The sequence below is a fragment of the Herbaspirillum sp. B65 genome (assembly GCF_000333555.1).
In the GTDB taxonomy this organism is placed as follows: Bacteria; Pseudomonadota; Gammaproteobacteria; order Burkholderiales; family Burkholderiaceae_D; genus Herbaspirillum; species Herbaspirillum rubrisubalbicans.
In genome coordinates this window covers 1-15,485 of record NZ_BADI01000786.1, presented here as the reverse complement: position 1 = coordinate 15,485, position 15,485 = coordinate 1, and the positions used below count along the sequence as shown (strand labels likewise).

At 62.1% G+C, this 15,485-nt stretch carries 13 protein-coding genes; 5 read left to right on the top strand and 8 right to left on the bottom strand.

The annotated features are described in order from the left end of the window. On the bottom strand, window positions 1–704 hold a 704-nt coding region (locus I5W_RS18850), incomplete at its 3' end, for a GntR family transcriptional regulator (protein WP_044530383.1). 247 nt (window positions 705–951) lie between these two features. On the opposite strand from I5W_RS18850, the gene I5W_RS18845 reads away from it, so the two are divergent. From I5W_RS18845 to I5W_RS18835, 3 genes are all read left to right on the top strand, one after another. Further along, window positions 952–2,193: an MFS transporter gene (locus I5W_RS18845; protein ID WP_044530382.1), complete on the top strand. Its 1,242-nt coding sequence runs from the start codon at window positions 952–954 to the stop codon at window positions 2,191–2,193. Next, a complete protein-coding gene (locus I5W_RS18840) occupies window positions 2,190–3,008 on the top strand; it encodes an amidohydrolase family protein (RefSeq protein ID WP_044530381.1) in 819 nt (272 codons plus the stop codon). Before I5W_RS18845 ends, I5W_RS18840 begins: the two co-directional genes overlap by 4 nt. Before the next feature lie 167 nt (window positions 3,009–3,175). Continuing rightward, window positions 3,176–4,726, top strand: coding sequence for a methyl-accepting chemotaxis protein (locus I5W_RS18835; protein ID WP_044530380.1), 1,551 nt, complete (start codon window positions 3,176–3,178; stop codon window positions 4,724–4,726). 105 nt (window positions 4,727–4,831) lie between these two features. Here I5W_RS18835 and I5W_RS18830 read toward each other — a convergent pair whose 3' ends face one another. Continuing rightward, a complete protein-coding gene (locus I5W_RS18830) occupies window positions 4,832–5,470 on the bottom strand; it encodes a cysteine hydrolase family protein (RefSeq protein ID WP_017450027.1) in 639 nt (212 codons plus the stop codon). A 227-nt stretch (window positions 5,471–5,697) separates the two neighbouring features. On the opposite strand from I5W_RS18830, the gene I5W_RS18825 reads away from it, so the two are divergent. Continuing rightward, window positions 5,698–7,368 (top strand): phosphoethanolamine transferase, encoded by a 1,671-nt coding sequence (locus tag I5W_RS18825; protein ID WP_044530379.1) that lies wholly within the window; start codon window positions 5,698–5,700, stop codon window positions 7,366–7,368. 16 nt (window positions 7,369–7,384) lie between these two features. Here the strand turns inward: I5W_RS18825 and I5W_RS18820 are convergent, their stop codons facing one another. Next, entirely contained in the window at window positions 7,385–7,840 is a 456-nt protein-coding gene (locus I5W_RS18820) for an SRPBCC family protein (RefSeq protein WP_044530378.1), read from the bottom strand. Between the two features lie 212 nt (window positions 7,841–8,052). On the opposite strand from I5W_RS18820, the gene I5W_RS18815 reads away from it, so the two are divergent. Then, window positions 8,053–9,339 (top strand): NAD(P)/FAD-dependent oxidoreductase, encoded by a 1,287-nt coding sequence (locus I5W_RS18815; RefSeq protein ID WP_044530377.1) that lies wholly within the window; start codon window positions 8,053–8,055, stop codon window positions 9,337–9,339. 15 nt (window positions 9,340–9,354) lie between these two features. On the opposite strand, the gene I5W_RS18810 is transcribed toward I5W_RS18815, so the two are convergent. The 5 genes from I5W_RS18810 to I5W_RS18795 all read right to left on the bottom strand — a co-directional run. Continuing rightward, entirely contained in the window at window positions 9,355–9,885 is a 531-nt protein-coding gene (locus I5W_RS18810) for a cysteine hydrolase family protein (RefSeq protein ID WP_044530376.1), read from the bottom strand. Between the two features lie 58 nt (window positions 9,886–9,943). Further along, window positions 9,944–11,020 (bottom strand): porin, encoded by a 1,077-nt coding sequence (locus I5W_RS18805; protein WP_044530384.1) that lies wholly within the window; start codon window positions 11,018–11,020, stop codon window positions 9,944–9,946. Between the two features lie 603 nt (window positions 11,021–11,623). Then, window positions 11,624–13,681: a hypothetical protein gene (locus tag I5W_RS18800; protein WP_252717109.1), complete on the bottom strand. Its 2,058-nt coding sequence runs from the start codon at window positions 13,679–13,681 to the stop codon at window positions 11,624–11,626. A 17-nt stretch (window positions 13,682–13,698) separates the two neighbouring features. Then, window positions 13,699–13,851, bottom strand: a complete 153-nt coding sequence (locus tag I5W_RS33515; protein ID WP_252717108.1) for a hypothetical protein — start codon at window positions 13,849–13,851, stop codon at window positions 13,699–13,701. A 171-nt stretch (window positions 13,852–14,022) separates the two neighbouring features. Further along, window positions 14,023–15,485 (bottom strand): contractile injection system tape measure protein (locus I5W_RS18795; protein ID WP_044530375.1); only part of this gene is annotated, 1,463 nt, incomplete at its 5' end.

Below are 15,485 nucleotides of genomic sequence, written 5' to 3'. Positions count from 1 at the left end.
CTCCCCGCCCCCCGCGACTGCCGCCATTCCAGCGGCTGCCCGTCCGAACCGAAGGCGATGCGCTCGATCACCACCACCGGGGTCTTTTCCTTCAGTCCCAGCAAGCGCGCCTGCGCTGCCGTGACCGTCTCCACCGTCAGCGTTTCGCGCGCCGACGCGACGATCAGCCCGCATTCGCGTTCGTACAAGGGATAGAGCAGGTCACCAAATTGCTCCGGCGCCTTGTCGGTCAGGGCCTTGAAGCGCTGGGCGCACAGGTAGATGTTTTCGGCCAGCACCGGTTGCCCATCCACCATGCGCAGGCGCAGCAGCTCGATCACCTTGCCATGCGGCTTGAGATGCAGGGCTTCGGCCACCTGGCGCGGAGCTTCGATGATCTTGCGGCTGACGATGACGCTTTTGGGCGCCAGCGGACGGCCATCGGCCGCCTCGAAGCGGAAGAAGCGGAACAGTGAATTATCGAAGCGCGCCCGGCGCACGAAGGTGCCGCGCCCGTGGGTGCGTTCCACCAGGCCTTCACTCATCAGTGTTTCGATGGCACGTCGCACCGTGCCCACCGCCACCTGGAAGGTCTGGCTCAGTTCAGCCTCGGAGGGAATGGCCTGGCCCGGTCGCCACTTCTGGGCGCGGATCTGCGCCGCCAACTGGTCGCGCAACTGGAGGTAGAGCGGCAGGCGTGCATCGACGCCGGTCTGGTCAAGCATGGTGAAACTGGCCTAGCAGGGATGGAAAACACTCAGTCTACCCGCCAGCGGGCCAGGCCACAACGCCGGGATGAGCGATGTGGCAGCGCAGCCATCAGTGATCACACCCTCAAGCCTGAGGATTGTTGAGTCAGTGTAGCTGTGTTATCTTCCTCTAACTCATATATATGTCTATATGAGAACTCCACTAGATAAATCAATCAGCTTCGCGCCATCGATGCGCGCCTTCAGCTTAGAGGAAGAGACAATGTTTTCATGGTACCGGCAGGTCACTGCCAAAGAACGCAAGACTTTCTGGGCCTGCTTCAGCGGTTGGGCACTGGATGCGCTGGACGTGCAGATGTTCAGCCTGGCCATTCCCGCACTGATCGCCGCCTTTTCACTGTCCAAGGCCGATGCCGGCATGATCAGCGGCGCCACCCTGGTGGCTTCGGCCATCGGCGGCTGGTTTGCCGGGGCCTTGTCGGATCGCTATGGTCGCGTCAAGACGCTGCAGATCACCATCATCTGGTTTTCGCTCTTTACCTTCCTGAGCGCCTTCGCCCAGAGCTATCCGCAACTGCTGATCCTCAAGGCCCTGCAAGGCTTCGGCTTCGGTGGTGAATGGGCCGCCGGCGCCGTGCTCATGGCCGAGACCATCCGTGCCGAACACCGCGGCAAAGCCATGGGCAGCGTGCAAAGCGCCTGGGCCGTGGGCTGGGGGGGCGCGGTGCTGCTGTTCTCGGTGCTCTTCACGATGCTGCCGCAGGAAATGGCCTGGCGCGTGATGTTCGTCATCGGCTTGCTGCCTGCCCTGCTGGTGGTCTACGTGCGCCGCTCGGTGCCGGAAACCGAGGCCTTCCTGGCCGGCCAGAAGGCGGCTGCCGGCAAGCCTGCGGCCAGCACGCTGCTGGGCATCTTCCGCCCCGACGTGCTGCGCCTGACCATCATCGGCAGCCTGCTGGGTGTCGGCGCCCACGGCGGTTACTACGCCTTGATGACCTGGCTGCCGACCTACCTCAAGACCGAGAAGCACCTGTCGGTGCTCTCCACGGGCGGCTACCTGGCCGTCATCATCGTCGCTTTCTGGTGCGGTTGCATCGTCAGTGCGCAACTGCTGGACCGCATCGGTCGCCGCCGTACCGTGGCCTTCTTCGCACTGTGCTGCGTGGCCACCGTGCTGTGCTACATCTTCCTGCCGCTGTCGGATACCCAGATGCTGGTGTGCGGCTTCCCATTGGGCTTCTTTGCTGCCGGCATTCCGGCTAGCCTGGGTGCGCTCTTCAATGAACTCTACCCGAGCGGCATCCGCGGCACCGGTGTGGGCTTCTGCTACAACTTCGGGCGCGTGGCCTCGGCCGGCTTCCCGGTGCTGGTCGGTCACATGAGCGACTCCATGCCGCTGGGCCAGGCCATCGGCATCGATGCCGCCATCGCCTATTCGCTGGTGGTGATCGCCGTGCTGATGCTGCCTGAAACCCGGGGCCGCAAGATGGAAACCGGCGCATGAGCCACCCCCCACTACGCATCGATACCCACGCACACGTCTTCGCACGTGGTTTGCCGATGGCCGATGGCCGGCGCTACACGCCGGCCTACGATGTCACGGTAGAGCAATACCTGGCGCGCCTGGATGCCAATGGCATGAGCCATGGCGTGCTGGTGCAGCCCAGTTTCCTGGGCAGCGACAATAGTTACCTGCTGCAAGCCATCGCCCACGCGCCGCAACGCCTGCGCGGCATCGCCATGGTCGATGCCGATATCAGCGACACCGAGTTGCAGGCGTTGCAGCAAGGCGGCGTGGTCGGAGTGCGTTTCAACCTGGTGGGAGGCGCAGCGCTGCCCGACTTCAAGGGCGCCTGGCGCGATACCCTCACGCGCATCGCCGCGCTGGACTGGCAGGTCGAGATCCATCGCGAGGCCATCGACTTGCCGCTGGTGCTCGATCCCCTGTTGGAACTGGGCATGAAGGTGGTGGTGGATCACTTCGGCCGGGTCGATGCCGAACTGGGCGTGGCTGATCCCGGTTTCCGCTATCTGCTCTCCACCGGATCTTCACGTCATGTCTGGGTAAAATTGTCGGCGCAATATCGCAATAGCGGTGTGCAGGGCGGGGCAGGGTTTGCGCGCCAGGCCTGGCCGTTGCTGCGCGAGCATCTGGGGACGGACCGCCTGCTATGGGGAAGCGACTGGCCACATACCCAGCATGAAAGCGTGACCGATTATGCGGATAGCTGGCAACGGTTCGAACAATTGGTGAGCGATGAGCAGGATCGCCATCGCATCACCGGCCAGACGGCGGCGCAGTTGTTCCACATCGCCTGACGCCTGGTCACACCGGAGGGCGCCCCGAGCGGGGGCCTCCAGACCCAGTCCATGACGCGGACTGGGTCTTTTGTTTTTGGCGGCCGATATGCCGAAATGCCAATCTTCTCGGAGGCTGGCATGTTCGCCATGGCCGTTTCACGGGGTGAATAAAAAGGGGTATCAACATGAAATGGTTCATGGACAGAAAGATTGCAACCAAGCTCTTGCTCTCCTTCATCACGGTGTTGGGCTTGATGAGCGCGCTGGGTTTGTTTTCCTTGTATCAGATGGACAAGGTCAACGACGCCGCCACCGAGATCGCCCACAAATGGGAGCCCAGCATCCGTATCAGCCTGATGCTGGAGCGTACCCTGGTGCGGGTGCGCTCCACCGAATTCCAGCACATCCTGGGCAATGAGCAGACCATGGCCACGCTGGAAAAAGCACTGGCCGAGCGCTATGCCGAATTCACCACGCTGCAGCAGGACTATCGCAAGCTCGGCCTGACCAAGGAAGAGTCTGCCGCCTTCGATCAACTCAGCAATACGCTGGCGGCCTACCTGGTGGAGCACAGGAAAATCATTGGGCTCTCCCATGAGAACCACAAGGATGAAGCGCTGGCCCTGACCAAGGGCGATTCGCTCAAGGCCTATCGTGCCATCGAGAAACAATTCTCCGCCTTGCGCCAGGCCAACATCGACCACAAGGAACAAGCCAACACTGCCGCCGACCGCGTCTTCGATCACTCGCAACACTGGATCATGGGCCTGCTGGTGGCCGGCATCCTGCTCGGCCTGGCACTGGCCATCGCCATTGCCCGGGTGGTCGCGCGACCGTTGGCCGAGGCCTTGCAACTGGCGCGCCGGGTGGCCGACAACGACCTCAGTGGCCAGGTCAATGTGCATAGCCGCGATGAAACCGGTCAATTGATGCTGGCGCTGAACCACATGACCCACAGCCTGGGCGAGATGGTGGGAGAGGTTCATCGCAGTATTGCCATCATCAATACCGCTTCCGGTGAAATTGCCCATGGCAATGCCGATCTGTCCGCGCGCACCGAATCGCAAGCCTCCAGTCTGGAACAGACCGCCTCGGCCATGGAAGAACTCACCTCCACCGTGCGCCAGAACGCCGAACACGCGAACCAGGCCAACGAACTGATGAGTACCTCGACGCGCCTGGCGCAACAAGGTGGCGCCGTGGTCGACCAAGTGGTGCAGACCATGGGCGAGATCCGTAGCGGCTCGGCACGCATCGCCGACATCATTGGCGTGATCGATGGCATCGCTTTCCAGACCAATATCCTGGCCTTGAATGCGGCGGTGGAAGCGGCCCGCGCCGGTGAGCAGGGCAGCGGCTTTGCGGTGGTGGCCACCGAAGTGCGCAGCCTGGCACAACGCTCGGCCGCGGCAGCGCGCGAAATCAAGGAATTGATCGAGGGCTCGGTGCGACAGGTGGCCAGCGGCGCTGACCTGGTGGACCAGGCCGGCAAGACCATGCATGAGATCGTCGATTCGGTGGCGCGGGTCGCCACCCTGATGAGCGAGATCGCCGTGGCCAGCCGTGAGCAGAGCCGTGGCATCGATGAAATCAACGATGCCGTCACCCAGATGGATGAAGGCACGCAACAGAATGCCGCACTGGTGGAACAGGCCGCCGCAGCCGCCCATTCGCTGCGCGACCAGACCGATCAACTGGCCAGCCTGGTGGCGCGCTTCCGCCTCAGCTCAGTCTGAGGTCCAGGTGACGGTCACGCGCCATTGATGCATCTGTTGCATCAAATCCCGGTATTGATGCAGCAATCGTGATGGTGGACAAGAGGCTTATTCTTGTCCACAGCCTCAGTTGATCCAGTCCAGTTGGGTCAGCTTGACGCGTTCGCCCAGGCGCGGCGCATTGACCAGATGCCAGGCCGTGTATTGCTCGGCATAGGTACTTTCGGAGGCCATCAGGTCCACCGGCACCACCACGTTGAAGCCACGGAAGGCGGCGCTGGCGGCCGTGTGCAACACCGCCCCATGGGCTGAGGCGCCGATGCAGACCACGGTCTTGATGCCTTTGTCGCGCAGGATCTGTTCCAGGTCGGTGTGGATGAACTTGTCCGGGCCGGACTTGACCAGTGCTTCATCGCCTTGCATGGCCGCTTGCGGCCAGATATCGGCGGGCGTGCTGTGTCCACCCAGGGTATGGATCACCGTCATCTTCTTTTCGCGCGCCATGCTCAGCAGCTTGGCTACGCCCGGCAGCATTGCCACGCAGCGCGGACGGGTATCGGGATGGCAGGTCTGGCGCGCCAAGTCCAGCACCAGCACGGCCGTGGTGGCCGGGTCGAGCACCACGTGCGAGAGCGCAGGTGCAGCGGGGGGCTTGACGTTGGACCAGTCATCATAGACACCCTGGGCTGAGGCCGGGCCAGCCAAGCCGAGGCAGGCCGACAAGCCGAGCAGCGCAGACAGGAAGGCAGAGCGGAAGAGGTGCATGGTGTTCCTTTCAAAACCGGGGGAGGCCAGGGACGCCGGGGGCGGCCGATTTTCTGTAAGCTGCGATAATACGCCAGCCAGCAGGGAAACAAATCATCGTTGAGCTGGTCCTATCGCCCAGGTCATCTGTAGCGTGGCCCGCCGGAGTACAGCCGCAAGGGAGCGGCAGCGCCGGACGACATTTCCTGACACCAATATCTTGCCGGATGGGGCGGTACAAAACAGCAATGAACAAACTGGTCAACCGACTCGTGCTGGGCTTGATCGGCCTGGCCATCTTCTGGGCGCTGGGTCGCATCAGCGCCAACGAACTGGCCAAGAGCAGCGTGCTCATGGCCACCGCCTTGCCCGGCATCGCCGGCCTGTGCCTGGTCCTGCCCTGGCTGCGCGCACGGCCGCGCTGGTTTTCGGCGGCCAGTGTGGGCATCCTCGGACTGTTCTTCCTGGATGCCGCCATCAAGGGTTTCCTGCGTGACTACTTCGGCCTGCGCCCCAATCCCATCCTGGTATTGCAAGCCATCTTCAACACCAATCCCGCCGAGAGCAGCGAATTCTTCCGCCACAATGGCCGCGACCTGGCCGAAGCCCTGGGCCTGCTGTGGCTGATGTGGGGGGGCTTGTGGCTGGGTGAGCGCTGGCTGCGCCGGCGTGAATCCGGGCGGGTGCCAGCACCCTGGCGCTGGCGCGGCAGGGCCGTTGTGGGTAGCCTCTTGGCGGTGTTCGTGGCGCTGCATTTCAATCCCACCATGGCCAAGGAAAACCCGCTGCTGTTCTGGCCCATTCGTTATCTCGACTACCGCGCCCAGATGGCCCAGGCCGCCAGCATGGAAGCCAACGTGGCGCGCAACATGGCGCATCGTTCCGACTGGCAGGTGAGTTACCACGGCCCCGAGCGCAACACGCTGGTGTGGGTGATCGGCGAGAGCCTCAACCGCGCCAACATGTCGCTGTATGGCTATGAGCGCCACACCTCGCCCACTCTGGAGGCGATGCGCCAGGACTTGATCGTGTTTCGCGACGTGGTCTCTTCCGAGCCGGCCACCATGGCCTCGCTGATGAAGATGTTGACCCCGGCCGACCTGAACGACCCGCAAGCCTGGAACAGCAAGCCCGACGTGCTGATGCTGGCGCGCGAGGCGGGCTTTCGCATCCACTGGCTGTCCAACCAGCCGCCCAATGACGGCTGGTTGGGTCTGGTCTCGCGCCGGGCCGATGAGCAGGTCTTCATCAACAAGGGCGCCGGACGCGGTGAAAACAATTTCGACGGCAACCTGCTGCCCGCCTTGCAGAGCGCTCTCCAGGATCCGGCGCCGAAGAAGCTGATCGTGGTCCATCTGCTGGGCGCACATCCCACCTACGACATGCGCTACCCCAGCCAGTATGCGCAGTTCGACAGCGTGCGCGATGGCGTCATGGAAAAGCTGGAAAACGCCGACCGCTCGCCCTGGATACGCCAACTGCGCAACGAGTACGACAATGCCATGGCCTACAACGATTACGTGGTCGGCAACATGCTCAGGCTGACCATGAACACGGCGCGCCAGGACAATGCCAGCCTGCTGTTGAGCTCCGACCATGCGCAGGAAGTCGGCCATACCCGCAACCATGCCGGCCAATCGGTGGCTGACGCCAGCGGTTACGAAATCCCGATGCTGGTGTGGACTCGCGCCTTCACCGGCAAGAGCGCGCAAGACAAGGCCCAGCTCGAATACCGTCCCTACCAGACCGACCAGCTGGAGCATACCGTCATGGGTTTGCTGGGCGTGCAATCACGCTACTACGACGCGCGCCACGACATCCTCAGCGAGCAATTCGCCGCGGCCCATTTCCATCAGTGGCGGCGTATCAATGGCCAGCCCTATCAGCCGCGTACCTTGCTCTACAACCAGGGGAGCTGAACCGCGCAGGGCCTGGTCAGCCGCCCTCGGCAATCTCGGGATCGACCAGTTGCGCCAGCAATTGCAGCGATTCCTGCCAGCCGGCATAGCACAGTTCCAGCGCAATCATGGGCGGGATGCCCTGCTGCACCACCGTCAGTTCGCTGCCGACCAGGCAGGGGGCGATGCTGATGGTCACCTTCATTTCGCCGGGGAGGTTGGGATCGTCGAACTGGTCGGTGTAGACGATGCGTTCATGAGGAACCAGTTCCACATAGGTGCCGCCGAAGGCGTGCGAATGGCCACTGCTGAAATTGGTGAAGGATATCCGGTGCGAGCCTCCCACGCGGGCATCCATGTGATGCACCTTGGCGGTAAAGCCATGCGGGGGTAACCATTTGACCAGGGCATCGGGATCGAGAAAGGCGCGATAGACGCGTTCCGGCGTGGCGCGCAGGACGCGGTAGAGCTTGACGGTATGGGGCTGGTGCATGGAGCGTCTCCTTCTCCGGTTGGATGGGTATGAACAAGCGTGGCAGGGCAGGTCAGGCAGCATCATCGAGCACGCCAGCCTCCGCTGCCGTGGGCGCGCTGTCAAGCGCGGCAATAGGCTGCGCATGGAGCAGCAAGGACGCGGGACTCGGACAGGGCCGGCAAGTTCTCGTATGATGCTGTTTTTCTTCCTGCCTCCTTGCACCTCTTCCCATGTCGACCTCCCCGGAAATCGTCTTCCCCCGCCATGCCGTGATCATCGGTGCCGGTGCCGTGGGCCTCATGAGTGCCATCCATGCCCTGGACCAGGGCCTGCAAGTGAGCCTGCTGGACTTCAATCCGGTCGGTAGCGAGGAAGCGGCCAGCTATGGCAATGCCGGCTGGCTGTCTTCGCATTCGGTGATACCGCCGGTGGAGCCTGGCATGTGGAAGAAGGTACCGGGTTACCTGATGGACCCGCTGGGACCGCTCTCGATCCGCTGGCGCTACCTGTCGCGCCTGACGCCCTGGCTGCTGCGCAACCTGGCCAGCGCCCGCCGCGAACGCATCCGCAGCACGGCGCGCGCGCTGCGCACGCTGGTGGTCGATGCCCGCAGCCTGCATCTGGAGGTAGCGCAGCGGGCCGGCGTGGCGCACCTGATCGACACCTCCGGCGTGCTGCACGTCTATCGTTCGCGCCAGCATTTCGACAACGATGCCTTCGGTTGGGGTGTGCGCCGCGAGTTGGGCATCAGCTGGCAGGAACTGGAAGGCGAGGCCTTGCGTGAGCGTGAGCCGGACCTCGACCCGGCCTTTGGCTTCGCGGTGCAGGTCGATGAGGCCGGCCATTGCAAGAACCCCGCTGCCTACCTGCAGGCCTTGCAGGCTTATGCGCTGGCACGGGGCGCCACCCGCATCGATGGTCGTGCTACCGGCTTCCGGATGGAACAGGGGCGGCTCAAGGCGGTGTTGACCGACACCGGCGAGATCGTCTGCGACGCGGCCGTGATCTGTGCCGGCGCGCGCTCCAAGGCGCTGGCGGCGGCCGCCGGCGATGCGGTGCAACTGGAGAGCGAGCGCGGCTATCACGCCGTCATCCGTGGTCATGAGCATCACGCCCGGGCGCGCACGCCGATGATGGTGTCCGAATTCAAGGTCATTGCCACGCAGATGGAGACCGGCTTGCGCATCGCCGGCCAGGTCGAGTTCGCCTCCTTCGAGGCGGCGCCGGACTGGCGGCGCGGCGAGATCATGCGCGATATCGCCTGCAAACTCTTCCCCGGCCTGCCGCGTCCGCTACCGGCCGAGGATGTGCAATTCTGGCTGGGCCGCCGTCCCAGCACCCCCGACGGGATGCCCTGCATCGGCCACTCCCGCGCCAGCGGCGACATCATCCATGCCTATGGCCACGGCCATATCGGCCTGGGTTGCTCGGCCCGCACCGGTCGTATCGCCGCCCAGTTGCTGGCCGGGCAGGCAGCGGAAATCGATCTGGCGCCCTTCAGTCCACAGCGCTTCTGAAACCCGCAGTGCGCTTCAGAAGCGGATATCGCTGGCCGCGGTGATGGTGGTACGCACGCCATAGGCGCCCAGGTTGGCCAGGGTGGTCTGGTGATGCGCGATCACATCGGCCACCGACAGTACGCCATTGGGTGCCGTGGTGTGGGCACCGGCTGCCAGCGTCACCGGGAACCCCAGCGCCAGCGCGCGCCGCACCGTGGACTCCACGCAGAACTCGGTCTGCATTCCGCAGATCACCAGTTGCCTCACCCCGCGTGACTGGAGCAGGGCTTCCAGTTGCGTCTGGTGGAAGGCATCCGAGCCGCGCTTGCCCAGGTAAAGGTCGTCGGTTTGATGGTGCAGTCCCGCTGCCAGTTGCCAGCCGGGGCTGTCATGCGCCAGTGCGCCGTGATCCTCGTGTTGCACGAAGATCACCGGCACGCCAGCGGTGCGTGCCCGTTGCGAGAGCAGGTTGATGCTGGCAATGGTTGGTTCTGCATTGGCAACGGCATCAGCGCCGCTGCACAAGGCTTGTTGAACATCGATGATGAGCAGGGCAGAGGTCATGGCAGATGGACTGTTTCAATGAATCAGCCATGGTAACCCATGCCCCGCAAGCATGGGATCAGAACGAATGGCGGATGCCCAGCATCGCCACGAACTGGCCGCGACCATTGGAAGGCGTGCCGTTTTGCGAATCGCCCACGGCGGCCACCGCATCGACGATGCTGCTGCCCGAGCTGCCCACGCGCAGCGTCTGGCCATTGGCACGCTGGTAGGCCTGGATCGCATACAAGGCGGTGCGCTTGGAGAGTGCATAGACCTGCTCCAGCGAGAGCTGGTTGTACTTGGCCGGCGAGGAAATGCCGTTGCGCGCCTTCTCGGCCGTGTAGCTGTAGCCGGCGGCCAGGGTCAGGGCGGCATTGACGTTGTAGCTGGCGATTAGGCCCACGGTATTGAAGGTCGCGGTCTGCGTGAAGGCCGACAGCGCACCGGGCTTGTACTGCACGTTGGAATAATTCAGGCCCATCATCAGATCCCCCCAGGTATAGCGGGCCGCCGTGGCCAGCAACTGGGTGCTGTCGGCCGAGGCATAGCCGGCATTGATGGGGGAATTGTTGGCGAAGCTGCCGACGTTGCCGAAGCTGCCGGCGCTGTTGCCGCTGGCCAGGTTCTTGATGTGGGTATAGCCGGCGCTCCAGGAGAAGGCTTGGTAGTCGTAGCGCAGCGCGGCACTGACGCTGCTGCCGTTGGCCGCGCTGCCCGCCTGCTCGCCCATGCCGTACTGGATGCCCGCTTGCAGGCCGCCCAGCGTGGGCAGTGTGTAGACGATGGAATTGTTCATGCGTAGCGTGGTATCGAGCGCATCGATATCGCCCGGATGCGCGCCGGTGGCGCCGGTCAGCACACCAGTCGGGCCCAGGCCGCCGACGTACTGGAAGTAGGGCGTGTACTGGCGGCCTACCGTGACCTGGCCCCATTGCGTGCTGGCCAGGCCGACATAGGATTGGCGGTTGAACAGCACGCCGCCGCTGGACATCGCTCCGGTATCGGCACTGAAGCCGTTTTCCAGGCGGAACAGGGCGCTGGTGCCACCGCCCAGGTCTTCGCTACCCATAAAGCCCAGCTTGCTGGCGTTGAGTGCGCCGGAGTTCATGTAGGTGTTGGAAGCGCCGCCCTGGTTGCTGCTATACGATTGCATCAGGCTTGCCTGCGCCGCGTAGCAACTCTGCAATGCCGTCAGCAACAAAGCGATGGCATTGTTGGCGTCGGTATTGGCCTGGGCCATGAAGCCGATCAGCGAATCCGGCACCAGCGGGTTGTTGGATTTTTGTTTGTTGATCAACTGCGCCAGCTTGTTGATGATCTCGACCGTGAAGATCAATTTGTTGATCAGCACGGCCGTTTCCTGGGTCACCTTGCCCGAAGCCGCCTGGGCGGCGCTCGTCTGATTCAGCGTCAGGCCCAGGGTCTGTACCAGCCCGCGCACGGCGGCAGAAGAATTCTTGCCCAGGTTCAGATTGGCCAGTGCTGTGGCAAGGTCGCCATCTGCCTGGGTGAGGTACAGCGAGAACTGGGTCGACTTGGCTGTCAGTGAATTGACGATCACTTGCAACTGCGCCACGTTGAACTGGGCTTCGGTCACCTGATTGGTCAACTGCACGATCTCGGCCTGCTTCTTGTCGACAATGCCGGACACCAGATACTTGGGGGGGGTGCTTGTATTCATACCGTCACTCCTGAATCAATAAGAGAGTTGCATGGGGGTGTTGTACAAAGCGGATGCGGCATGTGCCGTCCCGGATCAGTCCGCGTACAAAATCAGCGGCGCCGGTGCTGCCGCCATCACGCTGAGGTAGTCGTCATCGCCAGGAACGATGGTGAGCACGAAGGCTTGATATTCCACCCCCGCCTCAATCTTGTTGCCGAAGTTGTCGGTGCTGGTGTCGTCGAATGTGGCGACATATTGATAGGCTGGCAGCCGGTTAAGCTGCCCGTCCTGATCACCGGCAACACCGGCGGCATCGGCGTGCGCCGTTGTCGCAGGCTGGCCATCGGTATCGGCGGCGGCCGTGGCCTCTGCGGCAGAGGAAGTGACAGCGACGGCCGGCTCGGCGCCGGTACTGTTCGTGCCTGTCTTTGCCTCCGTGGCCGGGACGACAAGGGCGGGAGATGCGATCTCCAGATTGGATTCTGGAACCTGTTCGGCAATGCTCAGGTTGAAATAGATCGGTAGCGCGGGATAAGTCGTGTTCGACTTCAGATTCAATTGCGCAAGATCGTCCACTTGCACGACGATGCAACGGAATTCCAGCTTGTCGTAGCTAAGCTGATATCGATTGTAGTGCGCCACTGCATTGGTGCACGACGTGGCCGCATCAAACACGGCCAGTGCTTCGTCGAGTGCCCTGGCCTGCAGGGGGGCGTCCGGATCACCTTCCTGGCGGGCCTGGATGTCGGCCGACTTGACCGCCTCGATCAACGGAAGCAGTGCCGAGAGGTCTTCACCGATGTCCTTCTCCAACTTAAGCAAAATCTGCTGGAATCTGTTCCCTTGCTCGTCATCCAGTTTGCAGCGCAACAGGTCTTTGTATTTCAGGGCGTGTTCAATGGTGAAGGTCAATTTCGCCGCTACCTTTTCGACCTGCGCTGCCGAACCGATCAGTTGATCCAGCGATACGCGCAAGGGTGAGCCGGCCGGCAACTGGCGAGACGTCGCCTGCAAGGCCTGCACAGCGAGTTTCACGCGTGCCAGTGCATCCAGGCTGCTCTTGAAGATGGGAGCTTGGTGTGGCTCGGCATTGAACACCACACTGCTGTAATGACCATCGCTCTTTCCGCCGTCGCTGATGCCGGTGGCCTGCGGCAATAGAGCGGCTGGTATAAAAGGTGCGCTCGCGGCACTTAGTTGGTCGTTGAAGTCGGCCAGATAGCGTTTGTAGTCCATCGACAATTCGATGTAGATGAACGCCACATAAGTGCGACCGCCCTGGATATCGTCGCCATAGACATCCTTGTCCAGTAGCACCTGTTGCGGTCGATCGACGCCGGCCGGCACGACAGGATAGAAATAAGGTCCGTCAATGGCATTCTTCTGCGCGAACAATTGCTCGGCACGATCCATGGAAAAACCGACGCTTTGCGACTGCTCGACGATAGCCAGAAAATAGCGCGGCTTGGCGTCGGGAATGAGAATCCCGGACGCCGGCAATGCATAGAAAGTCGGCAAGGGATTGAGCAAGGCATTGAAACTGACATTGATCGTGTCCAGGCTGTTGGCCGTCACCGTCAGCGCCAGGTTCATTTCCTGATTGGCCTTTTGATAGGTATCGTCAATGGCCACTACCTGGGTCAGCGCGTCGTCGGCAACGCCTTCGGCCTGGCGCTCGGCCAGCTTGCTGGCGGCGACCGTCGCATTCTCCGCGACCGACAGGCTGGTGTACTTGTCGAGTTCGGCCTGGGTCGCCGCCAGCACATTGCCGATCAGGCCATCCACCGAAGTGGCTTGCGTCAGCGCGACCGTGGCGATGATTTCGGAAGTTTTGCCTGACGCATCCATCGCCTGCAGCGATAGTGCTTTGGCATCGTTGGCGACTTCATTGATGAAGCTATTGGCTTCAACGATTTTCTTGTAAGTCTGGGTGTCATACATCGACGCTGTGGCGACGTTGAGCGCGGCGCCGATGTCGGAGGCCAGCGCCGTAATCGCATTTGATGCAATCTGCAGGTTCGCGGCTGCCGTTGCCATGTTCGAGTTGCTGGTGGTGACATCGGCATTGGCTTCGGTCATGGATGCCAGCAGATTCAGGCTTTGGTTCTTGTTGATGATGCTTTGGTTATTGACGTTCTGGCTGTATGTCACATTGGCATTTGTGCCGTTCAGTTTTCGACTGCCGTGAGCTCGGCGCTCTGGGCGTAGTACAAGGCGTATTCCGCCGAAGTCTCCGCCGAGACCAGAATCGCCTGCTGCGCGGCCAACGCATTGAGCGTGTTGCTGATCGCGTTTTGCAGGTTTTCGCTATAAGTATTCATAGAATTTCCATTCCTTCAAAAAAGATGCGTCATCAGAGAATGGTCCAGACAGAAAAGGCCTTCGCCGACACGGCCCGGACCATCACAAAACCCAAACAGCAGCACTGCCAAAGAAAAATCACTTCCCAGTCAACGACCAATCGGCTACCAATCCGCCTCACACAAAGAAAACTACGCCGGCCAAGTCACATACAGGGCCTTGTTCATCCACGGGAATTTGATGACCGAATAGGAAAACGGAATGCCGCCCATCAGCACGTCGTAACTGCGCCTGTCGATGATCAGCGACCAGTGGTCACCGGTCTCGCACAACGACCCGGTGCGCACCAGCCAGGCGCCGCGAAAGCCCTCTGCCGAATGACTCCCGCTCTCCGTCCAATATTTCAACAGGGCATCCAGCAGGCCATCGCAGATTTCCTTCTGCTCCGGCGACATCTCCCAGGAGAAAGGCACAGCCTCGCTGAGGGGTAAGCCGCAGAGCAACTTGTTGAGCACCAGGTGATGTTCTTGCGTGTGCACCTCCCCCGTCACCAGGTATTGCAACGCATGCACGGCGCAGTGCTGTGCATGCCTCGATACGAATTTCCCGTCTTCCGTCAAGCCGAGCAACTGCATCAGACGCGCCAGGTATTGCTGCACAATGACCATCCCGGCATTGCCGACCAGCATCGGGATGCTTTGTATTTCATGGCGTTGCGTATTCTTTTTCACCTCAACCAGGAGCTGCTTGCGCAGCGCCTGATTACGCGCCATGAAATCGGTCTGGTCCGCCGTGCCTGCGGTGTGCACATTGCTGGGCCTGCCCGTGGCAGCGACAGCGTCGGCGCTGCCACGGGCGATGGATTGTGCGGGGGACGACAGCGTGGTGCGATCGCGTTTGCCTGCGGTTTGCTGACGGCGTTGCTGCGCAAAGAATTCCTGCCATGCCTGGCGCAATGGAGTCGGCATGCGATAGACATGTGGCGCCAGCACGGCTTGCAATGTCACCTGGCTGACGCCAAGTTCCCGGATGACCAACCATGCAAACGCTGCCACCAGTCGCGGCAGATGCAAGGCATACCAGTCCTGCTTGAGCCAGGCATGCAGCACCAGCTGCATCAAGCTGTGGCACAGGTCCTGTGCATCGAAGCGCGGCGATTGATCAGGTCGTGCGTAGACTTCTTCCAGGCATTGATACCAGTTCTCCAGCAGACCAATGTTGGCTTGGACTGCTGCATGACTGGCGCGCATGGCATGCAGCAGGCAATGGAACGGCAGCATCAATTGCACCCGCTCGATTGCGCGTGCCTCGCCACGCAAGCTGCGCAGCACGGCATAAAACAGATCGGGGCGCATGACACTGGCGTCCTGCACGAGGCGCGACAGATCAACGCGTGCCGTCAGGGCAGTGGCAGCTGGCCCTTGTTGCGTGATGAATTGCGACGTCCACGCCGGCATGGCACCGTTGCGCAATACATCACGCAGCAAGTCGGCCATGCGCGGGTGCCATAAATACTCGCCGGCGCTGTCTTGTCGCCACGCAATGGCACCCGGGCATACCATGTCGGCCACCGGCACATCCGGCGAGGTAGCCGCCGGGACTGCCGGAGCCGGTAGCCGCATCGCTACGGCCTCCACTTGCGCTGCAGTCAAAC